The organism is Saccharopolyspora sp. NPDC049426, assembly GCF_040676935.1.
Taxonomy (GTDB): Bacteria; Actinomycetota; Actinomycetes; order Mycobacteriales; family Pseudonocardiaceae; genus Saccharopolyspora.
The window spans coordinates 14,919-30,603 of the sequence record NZ_JBFAPZ010000006.1 but is presented as its reverse complement, the minus strand read 5'-3'; the positions used below and the strand labels follow the sequence as shown (position 1 = coordinate 30,603).

Sequence of the window (15,685 nt, the reverse complement as noted above, 5' to 3'; positions counted from 1 at the left end):
AGGTGTGGGACTCAACTCGCGCAGGCGAGCGATGTCTCAGCGGCGACGTTCGCCGTAGCGGCGGCGGAACTTCTCGACCCGGCCCTGGGTGTCCATGACCCGCTGGTTTCCGGTCCAGAAGGGGTGCGAGTACGCGGTCACGTCGATCGTGATCAGCGGGTAGGTGTTGCCGTCCTCCCACTCGATGCGGGCGTCGGAGGTCGCGGTGGAGCGGGTGAGGAAGCTCTTGCCGGTGGTGCGGTCCTGGAACACCACGGGCTCGTAGCGGGGGTGGATGTCGGGTTTCACTGGTTTCCCCTCAACTCGGATTCAGCGGGTTCGGCGCACGGTTCGGTGCGCCAGTCGGCGAACGGGTCCGGGTACTGCGCCCACTCCTGCTCGCCCGCGGCGAGTTCGTCGTCGGTGAGCACGGCGTCGCGCAGCGCGCGGACGATCTCGTGCGGGTCGGCTTCGTGGGCGATGACGACGAGTTCGTTCATCCGGTCGCCGTAGTAGTCGTCCCAGGTCAGCTCGGCCCTCAGCCGCCGGTCGTCGGACAGGCCGTCCCAGTCGTCGACGGTCGCCAGCCACGGTCCGGCGTGGGCGACGGCGAGCCCGCCGCCTGCGGATTCCAGCCACAGCGAGTCGTCGGGCTGGCTTGCCACCCAGAACCGGCCGCGGGTGCGCACCACGCCGTCCAGCAGCATGTCGACGGCTTCGTGCAGCCGCTTCGGGTGGAACGGGCGGCGCTCCTCGAACAGGACGGTGGCCACGCCCGCGTCGGTGTCCAGCGACGGCTGGCCGCGCAGCAGCCGGCCGTGCGGCCCGTCGACCTCGCCGCGCCGGGAGTCGTTCGGGATGCGCGTCAGCAGCGCGGTCAGGTCCAGGTCGTCGAGGTGGGCCAACGGTGCCGACGGGGTGAGCCGGGCGAGCACGGCTTCGGTGCGGACCCGCTGCCAGCGGTCCTCAGCGGCTCCGACCAGCACGATCGCGTCGGCGAACTCGGCCTGCCCGGCGGCCACCTGCGCCACGGTGCGCTCGTCGTCGGCGCTGCCGCCCAGTCCGCGTTCGGCGAGCTCCTCCTCGCCGGAGGCGTCGGGCAGCCAGGTTTCGAGGTCGACCGTGGTCAGCACGGCCTCGATGGCGACGTCGGTGAGCAGCGGGCGGCCGTCGACCTCGACGTGGCGCAGGGCCCAGCAGATCGCCTCGGGCTCCAGCGCCGGGTCGAGCCGGATGACGATGCGGTTGATGTCGGGGGCGGCGGCGAGCCTGCGCAGCAGCGGCAGCAGGTCCTCGCGCAGCGTGCAGGACACGCAGCCGTGCGCGAGTTCGAGGACGTGGCTGTCGACGTGGTCGCCGTGCCTGACCTCGCGGCGCACCACTCCTTCGGCGACCGAGCGCAGGTCGGCGTGCACCAGCGCGGTTCCTGACGGGTCGCGGAGGCGCGCGACCTCGGCCGCCTCGGCGACCTGGCTCTCGCGGAGGCCTGCCACCAGCAGCAGCGGCGTCCGCTCGGACGGATCGGTGAACATCCCCACCTCAATCGACAACGGTTTTCATCTTCGCTGCCGACACGCTACCCTGGCCGTCAGCTATATGAAAATGGATGTCGTTATCGAGAGGTAGGTCATGTCAGTCCGCTGCCAGGTGACCGGCAAGAAGCCGGGCTACGGCAACCAGGTCTCGCACTCCAACCGCAAAACCCGCCGCCGCTGGCTGCCGAACGTGCAGAACAAGCGCTACTGGCTGGCCGCCGAGAACCGGTGGATCCGGCTGCGGGTGTCGACCAAGGGAATGAAGACGATCGAGAAGCGCGGCATCGACGCGGTCGTCGCCGACATGCGCGCGCGAGGGGAACGCATCTGATGGCCAAGAGCACCGACACCCGACCGGTGATCAAGCTCCGCTCCACCGCGGGCACCGGATTCACCTACGTCACCACCAAGAACCGGCGCAACAACCCCGACCGCATGCGCCTGCGCAAGTACGACCCGGTCGCCCGCAAGCACGTCGAGTTCAGAGAAGAACGCTGACCAACCCCAGGTCACCACCCACCCCGGGAGTGACCGGATTTCAGTGGAAGTCCGGAACCCGATTTCCACTGAACTCCGCACCCCGATTTCCACTGAAATCACGAAACCACTGGTCGAGGACGCAGAGCAGAGAGGACATCGTGGCCAAGAAGTCGAAGATCGCTCGGAACGAGCAGCGCAAGGAGGTCGTCGAGCGGTACGCGGAGCGGCGGACCGAGCTGAAGCGGATCATCGCCTCACCCGAGACCGAACCCGGTGCCCGTGTCGAGGCCCAGCGCGAGCTGCAGCGGCAGCCCCGGGACGCCAGCCGTGTCCGGCTGCGCAACCGGGACACCGTGGACGGGCGTCCGCGCGGCTACTTCCGCAGGTTCGGGCTGTCGCGCGTGCGCCTGCGCGAGATGGCGCACAAGGGCGAGCTGCCTGGCGTGACGAAGTCGAGCTGGTGATCGCATGCGCCGACCCGTCGAACGCCGCAGGAAGCCGAACCTCCTGCAGCGCGAGGGCGTCGTCCAGGTCGACTGGAAGGACGTGACGCTGCTGCGCAAGTTCATCTCCGACCGGGGCAAGATCCGCTCGCGCCGGGTCACCGGACTGACCGCGCAGGAGCAGCGCGAGGTCGCCAAGGCGATCAAGAACGCCCGCGAGATGGCACTGCTCCCGTACCACCATAAATAGGACGATCCGGTCGAACGCCGTGCGATACCGGTCACCCTGAACCCGGGTGACCGGTATCCCCGGTGCAGCATTGATCGCGATGAAGACCCCTGGACACACCCCCGGCCTGACCGATTCCGCACCCGCCGCCGAGCTCTACGACGTGATCAACCGCAGACGGGACGTCCGCCGCGAGTTCTCCGGCGCCGAACTCCCCGAGCCGGTGCTGCGCCGCGTGCTCACCGCCGCGCACACCGCGCCGAGCGTCGGGCTCTCCCAGCCGTGGGACTTCATCCTGGTCCGCGACGCGAACACGCGCCGCACGTTCCGCGAGCACGTGCTGGCCGAGCGCAGCGTGTTCGCCAGCAAGCTCGACGGCGAGCGCGCCGACACCTTCAGCAAGATCAAGGTCGAGGGCATCGTGGAGTCCTCGCTCGGCATCGCCGTCACCTACGACCCGCGCCGGGGAGCACCGCAGGTGCTGGGCAGGCACGCCATCGCCGACGCCGGCCTGTACTCGGTGTGCCTGGCGATCCAGAACCTGTGGCTGGCGGCGACCGCCGAAGGCCTCGGGGTGGGTTGGGTCAGCTTCTACCGCGAGGAGTTCCTGCGACGGCTGCTCGGAGTTCCCTCCGAGGTCAGGCCGGTGGCATGGTTGTGCGTGGGACCGGTTCGCGAGCTCGCCGACACTCCGGACCTCGAACGGCACGGCTGGCGCCAGCGGATGCCTCTGGACGACGTCATCCACTACGAAGCGTACGGACGCGGTCGCAACCGGTAACCTCGGACAAGTCGCTCACCCGAGCGGCCACGATGACGTGCTGACGACGAGGTCGCGTGCAGCCGGAGGAACTACCGCTCGCCGGGCACATACCGGCCCAGGACCGCCAGGTCAGGCGGCTGCTCGACGCTGGCAGCTTCACCGAGGCCGACGCCGCCTTCGACGAGCTGCTCGCCGGCGGCTCGAACTTCGTCGACGAACGCTGGGTCCGGTCCACGGTCCTGGTGCACCGCGCCCTGCTGGCCTGGCGGCTGGGCCGCATCCCCCTCGCCCTGGAGCTCATCGCCGAGGGCTGGACCGAGCTCGACACGCAGCCGCCGAGCGGCGGATCGGCCGCCCACACCGTCAGCATGCTGGGCTTCCTGCTGGAGGGCATCGGGCGGCGAGGTCCGGCGATGGACCTGATGTCGCTGGCGGTGCAGATCGCCCGCGACTCGGGCGACCAGCCCTCGCTGGCCCACTGCGAGCTCCGCGAAGGCATCGCCCGGGTGTTCCGCGCTGCGAGCCAGCCCGAGCAGGCCGCCCACCAGTTCGCCGCAGCCCGCGAGCTCTGCGAGGAAGCCCAGTCGCTGGCCAAGCCAGGACGCGTCAAGCGCAGCGCCCTGGCCTGCCTGGCCCGGTCGCTCGCCGGCATGGGCGACGTGGAGGCGGCCGAGCGCGTCGCGCACGAGACGCTCGCCCTCAGCCGCGACACCTCCGACGGCTACGCGATGGCGCTGGCGAACTGGGTGCTCGCCGTCCTCAGGCGCTCGCAGGGCGTCCTGACCGAGGCCCGCACGTTCGCCAGCCGCGCGCTCGAGAGCGCCGAGAACATCCACGAATCGTTCCTGATGATGCGGTTCTCCCGCGAACTCGCCGAGATCTGCAGGCAGCTCGGCGATCCGGTGGGCGAGGCAGCGGCCCTGCGCCGCGCGGTGACCGCAGCGGTGTCGGCCGTGGACATCCTCAAAGAAGGTCTAGGCCAAGCCCTGGAGCAGCGTAGAGTCGCCACGCAGGCGCAGCGGATGGCGATGGCCGCCCGCGAAGCCGCCCTGCGCGACCCGCTCACCGGCCTCGCCAACCGCCTAGGCCTCGAACGCATGGCCCCCGTCCTGCTGGAACGAAACGCCTCGGCCGGCCGGACCCCGTGGCTGGTGCTGCTCGACGTCGACTACTTCAAGAAGGTCAACGACTTCGCAGGGCACACCGCGGGCGACGTCGTCCTGCAGGAGGTCGCCAACCTGCTGCGCCGCGAATGCCGCGCGGGCGACCTGCTGTGCCGGTGGGCCGGTGACGAGTTCGTCGTGCTGCTGGTCGACGCCTCCGAGGACTCCCTCGAAGCCGGGCCGGTCGTCGCCGAACGCATCCGCGCAGCGGTCAACGCCCACGACTGGCGACTGGTCCTGGGCAGGCTGGAGAAGAAACCAACGGTCAGCATCGGCGTGGCCTCCGGCCCCCACAACCTGGACCAGCTGTTCGCAGCCGCCGACATCGGCCTCTACAAGGCCAAACGAGCAGGCCGAAACCGAGTGGAGAACGGCACCGACCACCCAGAACCCAACCGATGAACGCCGAAACTATTGTGACGCGCGCTGTTTCACCAGGGACTGTCCAATATGGCCTCTCTAGATGGCATGCGTTGAAGACCGCTAAGACACCGAGGGCGCCGAAGTGATCAACGACGGTTCTCCGCGACCTGACCACCTCACGAGCACACCAGCAGTGAAGACCACCTGGCCATAAGCGCCGACCGCGGTAAGCGGATTACGCGGCCCGCAGGCACGACCAGGTGCCGAACCCGAACCCCCACCCAGGTACCCTCCGATCAGGCCCTCGTAGCTCAGGGGATAGAGCACGGCTCTCCTAAAGCCGGTGTCGCAGGTTCGAATCCTGCCGGGGGCGCTCTCGTTCACCTACAGAAAACCGCCTCTGAGCAGGCCATATCCGGTTCGGGGCGGTTCTGTGCGTCGGTCACTGTCGGCTTCTGCCTGTCGGGGTCAGCCGATAGTTACGTGCAATGCGCGTGCACAAGGAGCCCGGTCTGCATCTGATCAGTCGCCAGGCCGCATTGGAGCACCGGATCGATCTCGACCAGCGCGGCCCGCATGCGCGTTGGGCTTCTTCTAGGCGTGCTAAGCACGATGCTGTTCGCGCATCCGCATGCCGCCCGCCATCTGTTTCGAGCTGGCGTTCGCTTGTCCCTAACTTTCCCGAAGTACTGACCAGGCGGTGCAGAGGGAGAAGGCCAGAAGGCACAGCCCGGCCACGGTTTCCATCAGAACGCCGGACATGGGCCCGGTCAGGAACCGACGGCTGCGCGTCGCGAACCAGGCCGCGCAGCTCAAGAACGCGAGTCCGATGCAGGCCTGGATCAGTCCCAGCGAACCGCCGATCCACAGATCCAGGTGCTGCCCCAGGAACAATCCCGGCATGACGGCCAGGTAGAAGACCCCGATCTTCGGGTTGAGCAGATTCGTCAACAGGCCCGTGACGTACGCGTTTCGCGGTCGGATCGCACGGGGTTCCAGACCCGCCTCGATCGAGGTCGCGGCGGCCGCCGCCGATCGGAAGCATCCCACCGCGAGATGCAGCAGGTACGCCGCACCCAGCAAGGCAAGCGCCGCGTTCCGGGTGACGATCAAGGCCACTCCCACCCCGGAGAGCGCTCCCCAAATCACGGGCCCGGTGACCACCCCGAGGGCGGTGGCAATTCCGGTGCGGGCGCCGTGTGCACTGCTCATCCGCAGAACGAGGATCGTGTCCGCGCCGGGCGTCAACACGACCACGAGCGCCAGACCCGCGAAGACCAGAAAGGGACTCGAGTTCAACGTGAGATCTTCCCCTCGCGCTACATCCCTGGGGCTGCGCCCAGTCACCTGGCGCATCGCTTCGGACTGCCTCGTCGCAGGGCCGGGCGATGGACTTTGACGCGCATGATGATGTTCGATTGATCGCCTGAGGGGGGCTTGTGCAGATGGATGGAAAGCAGATGACCAGCGAGACCTTGAATTCATTCGACTCGGTCGATCATGAAATCCTGGCCATCTTGCAGACCGAAGGACGCCTCGGGGTCACCGAGATCGGCCGGCGGGTCAATCTCTCCCAGCCGGCCGCGTCGGCGCGGATCAAGCGCCTGGAACAGTCCGGGGTGATCACCGGTTACCGAGCGGTGGTCGACCCGGCGCGGCTCGGGATGAACATCCACGCCACCGTTCGGCTCCGCACGACCCACGCGCGCATCTCCGCGTGCCTCGACCACTTCGCCCAACTGCCCGAGGTCATCAACATCTACCGGCTCACCGGCGAGGACTGCTTCCTCCTCGACGTGCACGCCGCCAACGCCGAACGTCTGGAGGCAGTCGTCGACAGCATCGCTCGCTTCGGGCCCGTCAACACCTCGCTCGTCCTGCGGACCTACGAACCGAAAACGATCAATCCTCGCGCCGACTGCTAGTGCACGCCTCTGATGGAGGTCCCGCTCGCAGACACCTCGCGCAGGCCTCGCCCGGTCACGGAGTGGCCGACCCGACGCCTGCTCCGGTTCAGAGTTGGTTCTCTCCTCCGTCCGGGTAGAGGTTGGCTCCGGGCGATGCGGGAGCCGACCGCCCGGCAGCAAGCGGCCTCGTTCCTCGCCGGATCCGTGCGCGCATGAAGGCCGGCAGCGAGATCTCCCCGAAGCAGGACCGGCAGTTCAGCCGCTGGGACTGTCAGCCCGACGGCGCCGGTGGGTGGGTGAGGCGGCGGAGGGCGTCGGCGACGTGCTCGCGGTGCTCCTGGAGGACCGGCTGCGGGATGCCGTCGGAGGTGGCCGTGGCGACGAGGTCGTCGGTGGCCTCGCGGAGGGCCGCGCTCGTGGCCGCTGCCTGCATGCGGACTTCGAGGGAGTCGGCCGGGAGGCCCATGCGGTCGGCCAGGACTTCGGCGAAGGCGGGTTCGGCGCGTTCGCGGAGCACCAGGTAGAGGGCGCGCAGCGCTGGTTCGTCGTGGGTCATGCGGATGACCGCCAGGACCGCTTCGATGTCGTCGCCCGCGTCGGGCACCGGCGTGTAGGCGGCGCGCAGGTGCTCGGCGAGTTCGAGCTCGGGTGGCCAGGTGCGCAGCACCGCCCCGAAGGCGTCGATGGACTTCGACAGCAGCGGCTCGACGCAGCTCTCCTTGCTGTGGAACCAGCGCCACAGGGTGCGCTCGGAGATCCCGGCGGCGCGCGCGATCTGCTCGCCCGAGGTCGCCGCCACCCCGTGTTCGCGGAACAACCGCACCGCGTGGCGGGAGATGTCGAGTCGCTGCTGCTGTCTTTGCTGGTCACTCGCCGGCGGGCGGCCGCGGCGGGGTCGTTCGACCACTGAGAGCTCCCTCAGGCCGGCCGGGTTCGTGTTGACACACCCTAATCCGCCCAACATTATTGTCAGTGACTGCCAGTTAATGCATCGAGGAGACCCATGAGCTCAGTCGCCGAGCGCCTGCAACTTCCCCTCCCGAGGCCGAACGTCCTCGACCTCGCTCCGCTGTACGAGGTGCTGCGCCGCGAAGCGCCCGTCGCTCCGGTCACCACCCCGGCGGGCGACCCTGCGTGGCTGGTCACCCGGTACGACGAAGTGCGGACGCTGCTGAGCGACAAGCGGTTCGGGCGCTCCCACCCCGAACCCGAGCGGGCGTCGCGGGTGTCGACCGCCGCGGTGCAGGACGGCCCGACGGGCAACTACGAGACCGAAGAGGCCGACCACGCGCGCATGCGCCGGCTGCTGACTCCCGCCTTCTCCGCCAAGCGGATGCGGATGCTGACCGACCACGTGCAGGAGCTGGTCAACGGCTACCTCGACCAGCTGATCGCCGAGCGCGAATCCGGTGACGTCGTCGACCTGCACTCGGGGCTGGCGTTCCCGCTGCCGGTCGCGGTCATCTGCCAGCTGCTCGGCGTGCCGGAGAGCGACCGCGAGCACTTCCACTCGCTGTCGAGCCGGATGGCGACGCTGGCCGCCGACGACGATCCCCACCGGGCGCGCGAGGAGTTCAACTCCTACATGACCGGGCTGGCCGAGTCCAAGCGCGATGACCTGGGCGAGGACGTCATCTCGGACCTGGTGCGCGCCCAGGACGAAGACGAGACCTACGACTACGGCGAGATGATCCGGCTGTGCGTCGGGCTGCTGTTCGCCGGCCACGAGACCACCGTCAACCGCATCGGCCTCGGCGTGCTGTTCCTGCTGACCCAGCCCGAGCACTGGAAGGCGCTGACCGCCGACCCGTCGGGCCGGGTCAACCGCACGGTCGAGGAGATCATGCGGCTGGGCGCCCCGGGTGATCTCGGGCTGCTGCGCTACGCGCACACCGATGTCGAGATCGGCGACGTGACGATCCGCCGCGGCGAGGCCGTCATCCTGTCGGTCAACGCGGCCAACCGCGACGAGACCGCCTACGCCGACGCGGAAGCCTTCGACCCGGACCGCGAGGAGCGCACCCACCTGGGCTTCGGGCACGGCGCGCACTTCTGCATCGGCGCCAGCCTCGCCCGCACCGAACTGCGGATCGTCTTCGAAACCCTCGCGCAGCGCCTCCCCGACCTGCGCCTGGCCCGGGAGATGGACGAGCTGGAGGTTCGTCCGACCATCACCGGCGGAGTCACCTCCCTGCCCGTGACCTGGTAGTCGACGTGGTGGCGGTTCCGGGCGGAACCGCCACCACCGCGGGTCATCGGCAGGAGGTGTCCTGCTCCGGGAGCTCCCCGTCGACCAGGAAGTTCGTCGTGGTGTTGAGGGCGCAGGCGTTGTCACCGAGCACGTAGACGCCGTGGCCGCTGCCTTCGACGCTGACCAGCCGGGACCTGTCGCCGAACTTCTCGTCGAGGAGTTCGCCGCCTCGGTGCGGGGTCACCGGGTCGCGGAGGTTCTGCAGCACCAGCACGTTCTCCGGGCCCTTGTCGTCGACAGCGACGGGCGGCTCGGCCGGAGCGTCCCAGAAGGCGCACGGGCTGATGTTCGCGCTCGCAGCGCCGTACATCGGGTAGCGCTCGCGGTCCTCGGCGACGGCGCGCCGGTAGGTCTGCACGTCCCCGGACCAGTCGAAGTCGTTGCAGGTCACCGCCAGGAAGACCGACCACTGGTTGTCCGTCGGAGCTGCTTCGGCTGCGGTCGGCTCCGGTGTCTCGCCGCCGTTGCTCACCGATTGCCACGCCTGCGCGGTGAGCCCGTACTTCGTCTTCCCGTACAGGCCGGCGAAGGTGGCGAGCCGGAACAGGCGCCCGTCGATGCCGTTGACCGGCGCCGCGTCGAGCCGTTCGGCGAGCCGGAAGTACGTCTCGCGCACCTCCTCGGGCGTGCGCCCCAGGCCGTAGGTCTCGTGCCGCTCTGCCGCCCACTGCGCGAAGTCCGGGAAGGTCTCCTCGAAACCGAGGGCGTACCTGCGCAGACCGCCGTGGTCGAGGTGGGTGTCGCCGATGTTGCTGTCGACCACGATCCGGTCGGACCGCTCGGGGAACATCGACGCGTACGCGGCGCCGAGCGCCGATCCGTAGGAGTAGCCGAGGAAGCTCGCCTTCTCCTCGCCGAGCGCGGCGCGGATCCGGTCGAGGTCGCGCGCCATGTTCGCCGTCGAGAGGTGCCGCATCCGGCCGTCGGTGTCGTGCGCGGCGCACTGCTCGGCGACCCGCTTGGCCGACTCGGCCTGCGCGAGGACCGCCGCGTCGTCGACCGCGTACGGCGGGATGTTGCCCAGGTAGCCCTGCTCGCTGGTGAATCCGCAGCTCACCGGTGCCGAGTGGCCGATGCCTCGGGTGTCCACGCCGATCAGGTCGTAGCTCTCAAGGACGTCGGCTGGCATTCCGCGCGATGCCAGGAAGTCCGGGAACGCCAGGCCGGATCCGCCCGGACCACCGGGGTTGAGCATCAGCACTCCCCGTCGCTTGGCCGGGTTGGTGCTGGCCAGTCGCGACACCAAGAGCTCGATGCGCTCGCCGTCGGGGTTGGCGTGGTCCAGCGGGACGGGGATCGTGGTGCACTCCAGCACGACCGTCTCCGTCTTCACGTCCGCCGGGCACGGACCCCACGCCGGCCCCTCCTCCGCCACCGCGGTCGGTGTGACCACCGAGCTCGTCAGGCCGATCATCACCGCCAGCACCGCTGCGCGCCTTCGCTTCATCGTCGCCCCATCTCCTCGCGATTCGAGTGCGAAGAGCATTCGAGCGCCTGCCCTCGGGGCATGGTCAACGCGAATCAGAGAATTCCGAGCTCCGCGAGCACACATGGGCACCGCTGACCTGCGCGGACGCCCACCTGAATTGGCCGTGGACAAAGGCTTGTGGCCGCGAACAACGGGTTCCGGTTGCTGGTCTTCTCCTCGCTGGACAGTGTCGAATCCAGCGGCGGTTCTCCGGTTTCGCCCGGCCGCCGGGCTCAATTCGACCTTCACCGAAAGCGAGTGTGCTCAGATGAGGAAGACCGCTACCGCGTTGATGATGACCGCTCTGTTGTCGGTGTTGTCGGCGAGTTTCTTCGCCGCTCCGGCGTCGGCCGCGACCTGCAAGAGCCGGACGAGCGGGTTCCCGGGCAAGTGGGGGCCGATCTCGAAGGAGTGCTCCTACACCAGCCCGGCCAGCGGCTGGGACGGCAAGCTGCGGATCACCTGGAACGTGCAGGAGAGCACCAACCAGTACGCGTGCGTCGCGGCGCGGATGAGCAAGGCGAAGAACCCCGACAAGTGGCAGTCGGTGGGGTGCGGAACCCTCGGCACGGGCGAGATCAAGTGGCCCAAGAACACCGCGTCGATGGTCGAGGTCCGGGTGCGCAGCGGGAACGCCCACATGGCCAACGTGGACTACTCGATCTGATGAGCACCGGCCGGTCGCCGATTCGCTCGGCGACCGGCCGGGCGACTAGTCCCCCTTGGGCCGGCTGTCGAGGACAGCTGCCTCTTCGGGGGTGGGGGCGGTGCCGCCGAGGTGCGCGGGGAGCCACCAGCGCTCGTCGGCGTCAGCGGGCTGCTCGGGGTAACCGGCCTGCAGTTCGTCGAGGATCACCGACATGCGCTTGCGGAGGTCTTCGGTGAGCACCTCCGGGTCGTCCTGCGGGGTGGGCCAGAACGGCTCGCCCGCGTGGATGTGGATCGGCACGTGGCGCTTGGTGAGCGTCTTCGGCCTGCCCTTCGTCCACAACCGGTGCGTGCCCCACAACGACATCGGCACGACCGGGACACCTGCTTCGGCGGCCATCCGGACCGCGCCCGACTTGATGGGCTTGACGGTGAACGATCGGCTGATGGTCGCCTCCGGGAACACGCCGACGACCTCGCCCGCGCGCAGCCTTCGCACCGCCTCGTCGTAGGAGTCCCGTCCCGCCGCGCGGTCGACCGGGATGTGGTGCATTCCGCGCATCAGCGGCCCGGCGATCTTGTTGTCGAAGACTTCCTTCTTGGCCATGAAGCGCACCAGCCGCTTGGCGGGCTGCGCGCCGAGCCCGCAGAAGATGAAGTCGAGGTAGCTGACGTGGTTGCAGGCGATCACCGCGCCGCCGGTGCGCGGGATGTGCTCGGTGCCTGTCACACGCAGCCGGTTGTCCAGCACGCGGAACATGGCCTTCGCCGCCAGGATGACGGGCGGATAGACGATTTCAGCCATTTGAGCAGGTTACGCACCCGTAGGTTCGCGCGGACCACCCGTGCGTCCACAGTCACATTTCCCGAGGCAGAGAACGTGCCTCCATTGGTGCGAACCCCGTCCGACCAAGATCCGCCATACGGGTGCGGCCGCCGCATTTCGCTTCCACGGCCCGGTGCTTCACGGGACCCTTGCCAGGACTTGATCTTCCTGGGGTTCCCGTTCCGGAGGCACGCGTCATGCATGACAGGACTCAGCAGAGCGATCGACCGGGCAGGAAGGTCCTCACAGGCCTCGCGATCGCCGCAGGCGGCGGCGTGATCGCGCTGCTCTTGGAGTACTTCGTGATCCAACCCTGGCTCGCCCCGGAGAAGCCGGTCCCGTGGCACAGCAACAAGGCTCCCAACGCGGTCGGCAGCGTCTCCGCTCACGGCGACGTCACGCACGCTGACGGGAGGCGCAACGTGACCGGGGTTTTGCAGGACAAAGGCGACGATGACAAGGGCGTGCTGCTCATCTTCACCGTGGATGGCAAGGAATTTCTACGCGTGGCCAATACCGACGGCGCGAACCAGTCGGTCTCCATCGACGGGCGCTTCCCGGACACGGCCAAGAACATCCCGGTCCGCGAATGCCTGACGCACCAGGAGAAGGCAGCCGACATCGAGGAGTGCAGCGACGAGCTGACGATCTGGCCTCAGAGCTCCCTGTAGACGGTTTCGCAGGGGATGCCGTCCGAGTCGTCGTCCATGTCCGAGGGCGCGCCGAGGGAGTACCAGTAGCCGGTGACCTCGGCGAAGGTCAGGCCCTGGGATAGCAGCGTCGCGCAGCCGTGGGTGCCCGTCCGCCCAGCAGCGGGGGCGTTCTTCTCGCCGTAGACGGTTTCGCAGGGAATACCGTCGGCGTCGTCGTCCATGTCCGACGGTGATCCGAGGCCGTACCAGTGGCCGACGACCTCGGTGAAGTCCATCCCCGAGTTCTGGAGCTCTCCGCAGTCGTGGGTGTTGCGCACCGGCTCGTGCTGCTCGACCACGCCGGGCGCGTTGACCGTCGTCGACTGCGCGGGAGCCGGTGGTGGCGGAGCGGGCGGCGAGGAGCCCGGCGGCACGATGTTGATCGTGCACCCGCTCGCGGCCGCGATCAGCGCCGCGCAGCACAAGATTCGGACTGCCCCCAGGTTCACGAGATCCAGCATGAGCAGCGACGCCACCGCTCACCACGGGCCAAAGTCCTGCCTCCCTCGCAGCTCACCGATGATCTTGCTCCCGCCTCCGCGAGGTGACCTGCGTCGCAGGCGGCGCCCTGGGATCTTGCGACGATTCTTCCCAGGAGATATCTTTCCGCGAAGAAAACGTCAGAGAAGAAAGCTTCTGGATAGACACTTCCACGTGAGGATGTTTCTCCAGCTGGGATGAGCCGCTGCGAGGGGGAGGACGCGCGCTGGCGTCGGTCGTGGGGATGCCCGGCGTCGGCGCGCGTTCACCGAGACCACTCTGAGGGGGTGGGCACGGCGTCGGTGCCGACATCGGGATGTCCGGCACCGACGCCGTGGTGAACGACCCTCAGCTGCCCGCGAGGTAGGCGCGGAACTCCTCGGGCGGAATCGGCCGGGAGAAGTAGTAGCCCTGGTAGGCGTCGACGGAGACCGCGCGCAGCAGCTGGTGCTGCGTGGAGGTCTCCACGCCCTCGGCGATGCACATGCGGCCCAGCGTGCGGGCGAGTTCGGTCATGGCGCGGGCGATGCCCAGGTCATCGGGGTCGGTTCCGACGCCGCAGACGAACATGCGGTCCAGCTTGATGATCTGCGTCGGCAGCTCCTTGAGCACCGACAACGACGAGTAGCCGGTGCCGAAGTCGTCGACCGCGAACTGCACTCCATCGGCGACCAGGTCGTTCATCTCCTGGCGCTGCTCCGGTTCGAGCTGTGCGAACACCGTTTCCACCATCTCCAGCACCAGATCGCTGGGCTCGGCACCGGTTTCGCGGATCGCAGAGCGCACGATGTCGGCGAAACCGGGCTGCTCGGGGCGGAGTCCGGAGAGGTTCACCGCCACCTTCACCGGAACGCCGTCACCGCGCTTCCAGTTCATCGACTCGCGCAGGGCGATGCGCAGCACGCACGTGTCGAGATCGGCGAGCATCCCGCCGCGCGAGGCCACCGCGAGCACCACGTCCGGTGTGAGCGGCCCCAGGTCCGGGTGGTGCCATCGCAGCAGCGCCTCGGCGATCACGACGTTGTCGTCGTTGTCGATGACGGGCTGGTAGTGCAGGTCGAGCTCGTCGCGGGCGATGGCCTCGCGCAGGTGCTGCTCCAGCGTGAGCTGGTCGTGGTCGATTCCCGACCGCGACTGGCCGCGCACCCGGGCGTCGAGCATCGCCGACTCCGCGGAGCGCAGCAGCGCCACGACCTCGGTGCCGCTGTCTTCGACCACCTTCACGCCGATCGACGCCGAGACCTGAACCTGCCTGCTGCGCAGCGGAACGGTCATCCGGAACAGCTCCGCGACGCTGTTGACGACGGAGTCCAGATCGTGGCTCCCCTCGAGGTCGCGCAGCAGGATCACGAACTCGTCGCCGTAGAAGCGGGCCACCTCGCAGCGCGGGGGCAGCCCGGCGAGCAGGCGTTCGGCGACCGCGGACAGGAGTTCATCACCGGCTTCGTGGCCGAGGGCGTCGTTCACCCGCTTGAAGTTGTGCAGGTCGCAGAACAGCACCGCGATGCTGCCTGGCTTGTCCGGCGGCAGCAGCTCGGCGAGCCGCTCCTGAAAACCCCGGCGGTTCAGCAGCCCGGTGAGCTCGTCGTGGGTGGCCTGGTAGCGCAGGGTCATGGCGCGGGCGAGCTGCTCGGTGATGTCGTGGAAGGTGACCAGCCAGCTGCGGCCGCCGTCGTCGCGGACGGACGCGGCGGCGTGCACCTGGCAGGGCACGGCAGAGCCGTCCGATCGGGCCAGCACCCGGTGCGGGACCAGCAGTTCACCGGAGGAGCGGGTGAGACCGCCGACCAGACCGCCCCCGGAGTCGGTGGGGTCGAGGAACTCGACGTCACGGCGCCCGATCAACTCGTCGAGCCGGTAACCGAGCAGGTCGCAGAACGCGCCGTTGGCATCGACGAAGCGACCGTCGTCGTCGAGCAGCGCGATGCCCGCGGGCGCGAGCTCGAACAGGTCGGCCATCCTGCGCTTGGTGCGCTCGACCCGGGCGGCGGACGCGGTCTCGTTGCGCACCACCTTGATGAACCCGTCGAGCGCGCCATCGGGAGTGCGCTGCGCGGCGATCACCACGTGCGCCCAGTACCGGCTGCCGTCCTTCCGGATGCGCCAGCCCCTGTCGATGTAGAACGCGTTCTCGGCGGCCTGCCGCAACTCCCAGTCCGGGTAGTCCGCGGCGATCTGCTCAGGTGGGTAGAACAGCGAGAAATGGCGTCCGATGACCTCGTGCGAGTCGTAGCCCCCTAGCCGGGCCGCGCCCGGGTTCCAACTGGCCACGTGGCCCTCTGGGTCCAGGGCGAAGATCGCGTAGTCCCGCATGTCCTCGGCCGCGAGGATCTTCTGCGCACCGACGTGCACCGCCCATGGCTCACGCTTCTCGTGGTCCATAACTGGTCCCGTCCCTCGGCGTGTCCGCAACGTACGGTCCCGAGACCAGACCACGCAACTGCTGTGCGCTTGATTT

18 protein-coding genes and 1 tRNA gene are annotated in these 15,685 nt (G+C 68.7%); 11 read left to right on the top strand and 8 right to left on the bottom strand.

The genetic code is table 11. From position 1 onward, the window contains the following. Nucleotides 1-36: 36 nt before the first annotated feature. Together AB0J78_RS14245 and AB0J78_RS14240 are read right to left on the bottom strand one after the other, a co-directional pair. The gene (locus tag AB0J78_RS14245; protein WP_363789366.1) at nt 37-288 is read right to left on the bottom strand and encodes a type B 50S ribosomal protein L31; all 252 of its coding nucleotides are present in this window, start codon (nt 286-288) and stop codon (nt 37-39) included. Then, nucleotides 285-1,511 carry a GTP-binding protein gene (locus AB0J78_RS14240; RefSeq protein WP_363789735.1) on the bottom strand — a complete coding sequence of 409 codons (1,227 nt, stop codon included), beginning with the start codon at nt 1,509-1,511 and terminating at the stop codon, nt 285-287. The genes AB0J78_RS14245 and AB0J78_RS14240 overlap by 4 nt, the downstream gene beginning before the upstream one ends. A 97-nt stretch (nt 1,512-1,608) precedes the next feature. Between AB0J78_RS14240 and rpmB the strand changes: the two genes are divergently transcribed. From rpmB to AB0J78_RS14205, 7 genes are all read left to right on the top strand, one after another. Continuing rightward, nucleotides 1,609-1,845 carry a 50S ribosomal protein L28 gene (rpmB, locus tag AB0J78_RS14235; protein ID WP_363789365.1) on the top strand — a complete coding sequence of 79 codons (237 nt, stop codon included), beginning with the start codon at nt 1,609-1,611 and terminating at the stop codon, nt 1,843-1,845. Continuing rightward, nucleotides 1,845-2,012 carry a 50S ribosomal protein L33 gene (gene rpmG, locus AB0J78_RS14230; protein WP_132619411.1) on the top strand — a complete coding sequence of 56 codons (168 nt, stop codon included), beginning with the start codon at nt 1,845-1,847 and terminating at the stop codon, nt 2,010-2,012. Before rpmB ends, rpmG begins: the two co-directional genes overlap by 1 nt. A 140-nt stretch (nt 2,013-2,152) precedes the next feature. Then, the gene (gene rpsN, locus AB0J78_RS14225) at nt 2,153-2,458 is read left to right on the top strand and encodes a 30S ribosomal protein S14 (protein WP_363789364.1); all 306 of its coding nucleotides are present in this window, start codon (nt 2,153-2,155) and stop codon (nt 2,456-2,458) included. A gap of 4 nt (nt 2,459-2,462) precedes the next feature. Then, complete coding sequence (gene rpsR, locus AB0J78_RS14220) at nt 2,463-2,687, top strand: 30S ribosomal protein S18 (RefSeq protein ID WP_363789363.1); 225 nt, start codon at nt 2,463-2,465, stop codon at nt 2,685-2,687. A gap of 79 nt (nt 2,688-2,766) precedes the next feature. Further along, nucleotides 2,767-3,447: a 5,6-dimethylbenzimidazole synthase gene (gene bluB, locus AB0J78_RS14215; RefSeq protein ID WP_363789362.1), complete on the top strand. Its 681-nt coding sequence runs from the start codon at nt 2,767-2,769 to the stop codon at nt 3,445-3,447. A gap of 56 nt (nt 3,448-3,503) precedes the next feature. Next, entirely contained in the window at nt 3,504-4,994 is a 1,491-nt protein-coding gene (locus AB0J78_RS14210; RefSeq protein WP_363789361.1) for a GGDEF domain-containing protein, read from the top strand. Between the two features lie 261 nt (nt 4,995-5,255). Further along, nucleotides 5,256-5,328 (top strand) — tRNA-Arg (locus AB0J78_RS14205). Between the two features lie 299 nt (nt 5,329-5,627). On the opposite strand, the gene AB0J78_RS14200 is transcribed toward AB0J78_RS14205, so the two are convergent. Continuing rightward, nucleotides 5,628-6,254 (bottom strand): LysE family translocator, encoded by a 627-nt coding sequence (locus tag AB0J78_RS14200; RefSeq protein WP_363789360.1) that lies wholly within the window; start codon nt 6,252-6,254, stop codon nt 5,628-5,630. Nucleotides 6,255-6,415: 161 nt separating this feature from the next. Here AB0J78_RS14200 and AB0J78_RS14195 point away from each other — a divergent pair, with 161 nt between their 5' ends. Continuing rightward, on the top strand, nt 6,416-6,880 hold the full coding sequence (locus AB0J78_RS14195) for an Lrp/AsnC family transcriptional regulator (RefSeq protein WP_363789359.1): 465 nt from the start codon (nt 6,416-6,418) through the stop codon (nt 6,878-6,880). Between the two features lie 253 nt (nt 6,881-7,133). Here the strand turns inward: AB0J78_RS14195 and AB0J78_RS14190 are convergent, their stop codons facing one another. Beyond that, on the bottom strand, nt 7,134-7,769 hold the full coding sequence (locus tag AB0J78_RS14190) for a helix-turn-helix domain-containing protein (RefSeq protein ID WP_363789358.1): 636 nt from the start codon (nt 7,767-7,769) through the stop codon (nt 7,134-7,136). Nucleotides 7,770-7,865: 96 nt separating this feature from the next. On the opposite strand from AB0J78_RS14190, the gene AB0J78_RS14185 reads away from it, so the two are divergent. Beyond that, the gene (locus tag AB0J78_RS14185) at nt 7,866-9,071 is read left to right on the top strand and encodes a cytochrome P450 (RefSeq protein WP_363789357.1); all 1,206 of its coding nucleotides are present in this window, start codon (nt 7,866-7,868) and stop codon (nt 9,069-9,071) included. A 43-nt stretch (nt 9,072-9,114) separates the two neighbouring features. Here AB0J78_RS14185 and AB0J78_RS14180 read toward each other — a convergent pair whose 3' ends face one another. Continuing rightward, the gene (locus AB0J78_RS14180; protein WP_363789356.1) at nt 9,115-10,560 is read right to left on the bottom strand and encodes an alpha/beta hydrolase; all 1,446 of its coding nucleotides are present in this window, start codon (nt 10,558-10,560) and stop codon (nt 9,115-9,117) included. A 289-nt stretch (nt 10,561-10,849) separates the two neighbouring features. On the opposite strand from AB0J78_RS14180, the gene AB0J78_RS14175 reads away from it, so the two are divergent. Further along, nucleotides 10,850-11,248 carry a hypothetical protein gene (locus tag AB0J78_RS14175; protein ID WP_363789355.1) on the top strand — a complete coding sequence of 133 codons (399 nt, stop codon included), beginning with the start codon at nt 10,850-10,852 and terminating at the stop codon, nt 11,246-11,248. Between the two features lie 45 nt (nt 11,249-11,293). Here AB0J78_RS14175 and AB0J78_RS14170 read toward each other — a convergent pair whose 3' ends face one another. Further along, nucleotides 11,294-12,034, bottom strand: a complete 741-nt coding sequence (locus tag AB0J78_RS14170; protein ID WP_363789354.1) for a lysophospholipid acyltransferase family protein — start codon at nt 12,032-12,034, stop codon at nt 11,294-11,296. 218 nt (nt 12,035-12,252) lie between these two features. On the opposite strand from AB0J78_RS14170, the gene AB0J78_RS14165 reads away from it, so the two are divergent. Then, complete coding sequence (locus tag AB0J78_RS14165; RefSeq protein ID WP_363789353.1) at nt 12,253-12,726, top strand: hypothetical protein; 474 nt, start codon at nt 12,253-12,255, stop codon at nt 12,724-12,726. On the opposite strand, the gene AB0J78_RS14160 is transcribed toward AB0J78_RS14165, so the two are convergent. Both AB0J78_RS14160 and AB0J78_RS14155 read right to left on the bottom strand, forming a co-directional pair. Further along, nucleotides 12,711-13,196 carry a hypothetical protein gene (locus tag AB0J78_RS14160; RefSeq protein ID WP_363789352.1) on the bottom strand — a complete coding sequence of 162 codons (486 nt, stop codon included), beginning with the start codon at nt 13,194-13,196 and terminating at the stop codon, nt 12,711-12,713. The genes AB0J78_RS14165 and AB0J78_RS14160 overlap by 16 nt on opposite strands. 379 nt (nt 13,197-13,575) lie before the next feature. Next, the gene (locus tag AB0J78_RS14155; RefSeq protein ID WP_363789351.1) at nt 13,576-15,609 is read right to left on the bottom strand and encodes an EAL domain-containing protein; all 2,034 of its coding nucleotides are present in this window, start codon (nt 15,607-15,609) and stop codon (nt 13,576-13,578) included. Between the last annotated feature and the right edge of the window lie 76 nt (nt 15,610-15,685).

Excerpts from the sequence above, each read along its gene's own strand:
- AB0J78_RS14240 (WP_363789735.1), bottom strand. The coding sequence starts at position 1,511 with ATGTTCACCGATCCGTCCGAGCGGACGCCGCTGCTGCTGGTGGCAGGC.
- rpmB (WP_363789365.1), top strand. The coding sequence starts at position 1,609 with ATGTCAGTCCGCTGCCAGGTGACCGGCAAGAAGCCGGGCTACGGCAAC.
- rpmG (WP_132619411.1), top strand. The coding sequence starts at position 1,845 with ATGGCCAAGAGCACCGACACCCGACCGGTGATCAAGCTCCGCTCCACC.
- rpsR (WP_363789363.1), top strand. The coding sequence starts at position 2,463 with ATGCGCCGACCCGTCGAACGCCGCAGGAAGCCGAACCTCCTGCAGCGC.
- bluB (WP_363789362.1), top strand. The coding sequence starts at position 2,767 with ATGAAGACCCCTGGACACACCCCCGGCCTGACCGATTCCGCACCCGCC.
- AB0J78_RS14195 (WP_363789359.1), top strand. The coding sequence starts at position 6,416 with ATGACCAGCGAGACCTTGAATTCATTCGACTCGGTCGATCATGAAATC.
- AB0J78_RS14185 (WP_363789357.1), top strand. The coding sequence starts at position 7,866 with ATGAGCTCAGTCGCCGAGCGCCTGCAACTTCCCCTCCCGAGGCCGAAC.
- AB0J78_RS14180 (WP_363789356.1), bottom strand. The coding sequence starts at position 10,560 with ATGAAGCGAAGGCGCGCAGCGGTGCTGGCGGTGATGATCGGCCTGACG.
- AB0J78_RS14175 (WP_363789355.1), top strand. The coding sequence starts at position 10,850 with ATGAGGAAGACCGCTACCGCGTTGATGATGACCGCTCTGTTGTCGGTG.
- AB0J78_RS14170 (WP_363789354.1), bottom strand. The coding sequence starts at position 12,034 with ATGGCTGAAATCGTCTATCCGCCCGTCATCCTGGCGGCGAAGGCCATG.
- AB0J78_RS14165 (WP_363789353.1), top strand. The coding sequence starts at position 12,253 with ATGCATGACAGGACTCAGCAGAGCGATCGACCGGGCAGGAAGGTCCTC.
- AB0J78_RS14155 (WP_363789351.1), bottom strand. The coding sequence starts at position 15,609 with ATGGACCACGAGAAGCGTGAGCCATGGGCGGTGCACGTCGGTGCGCAG.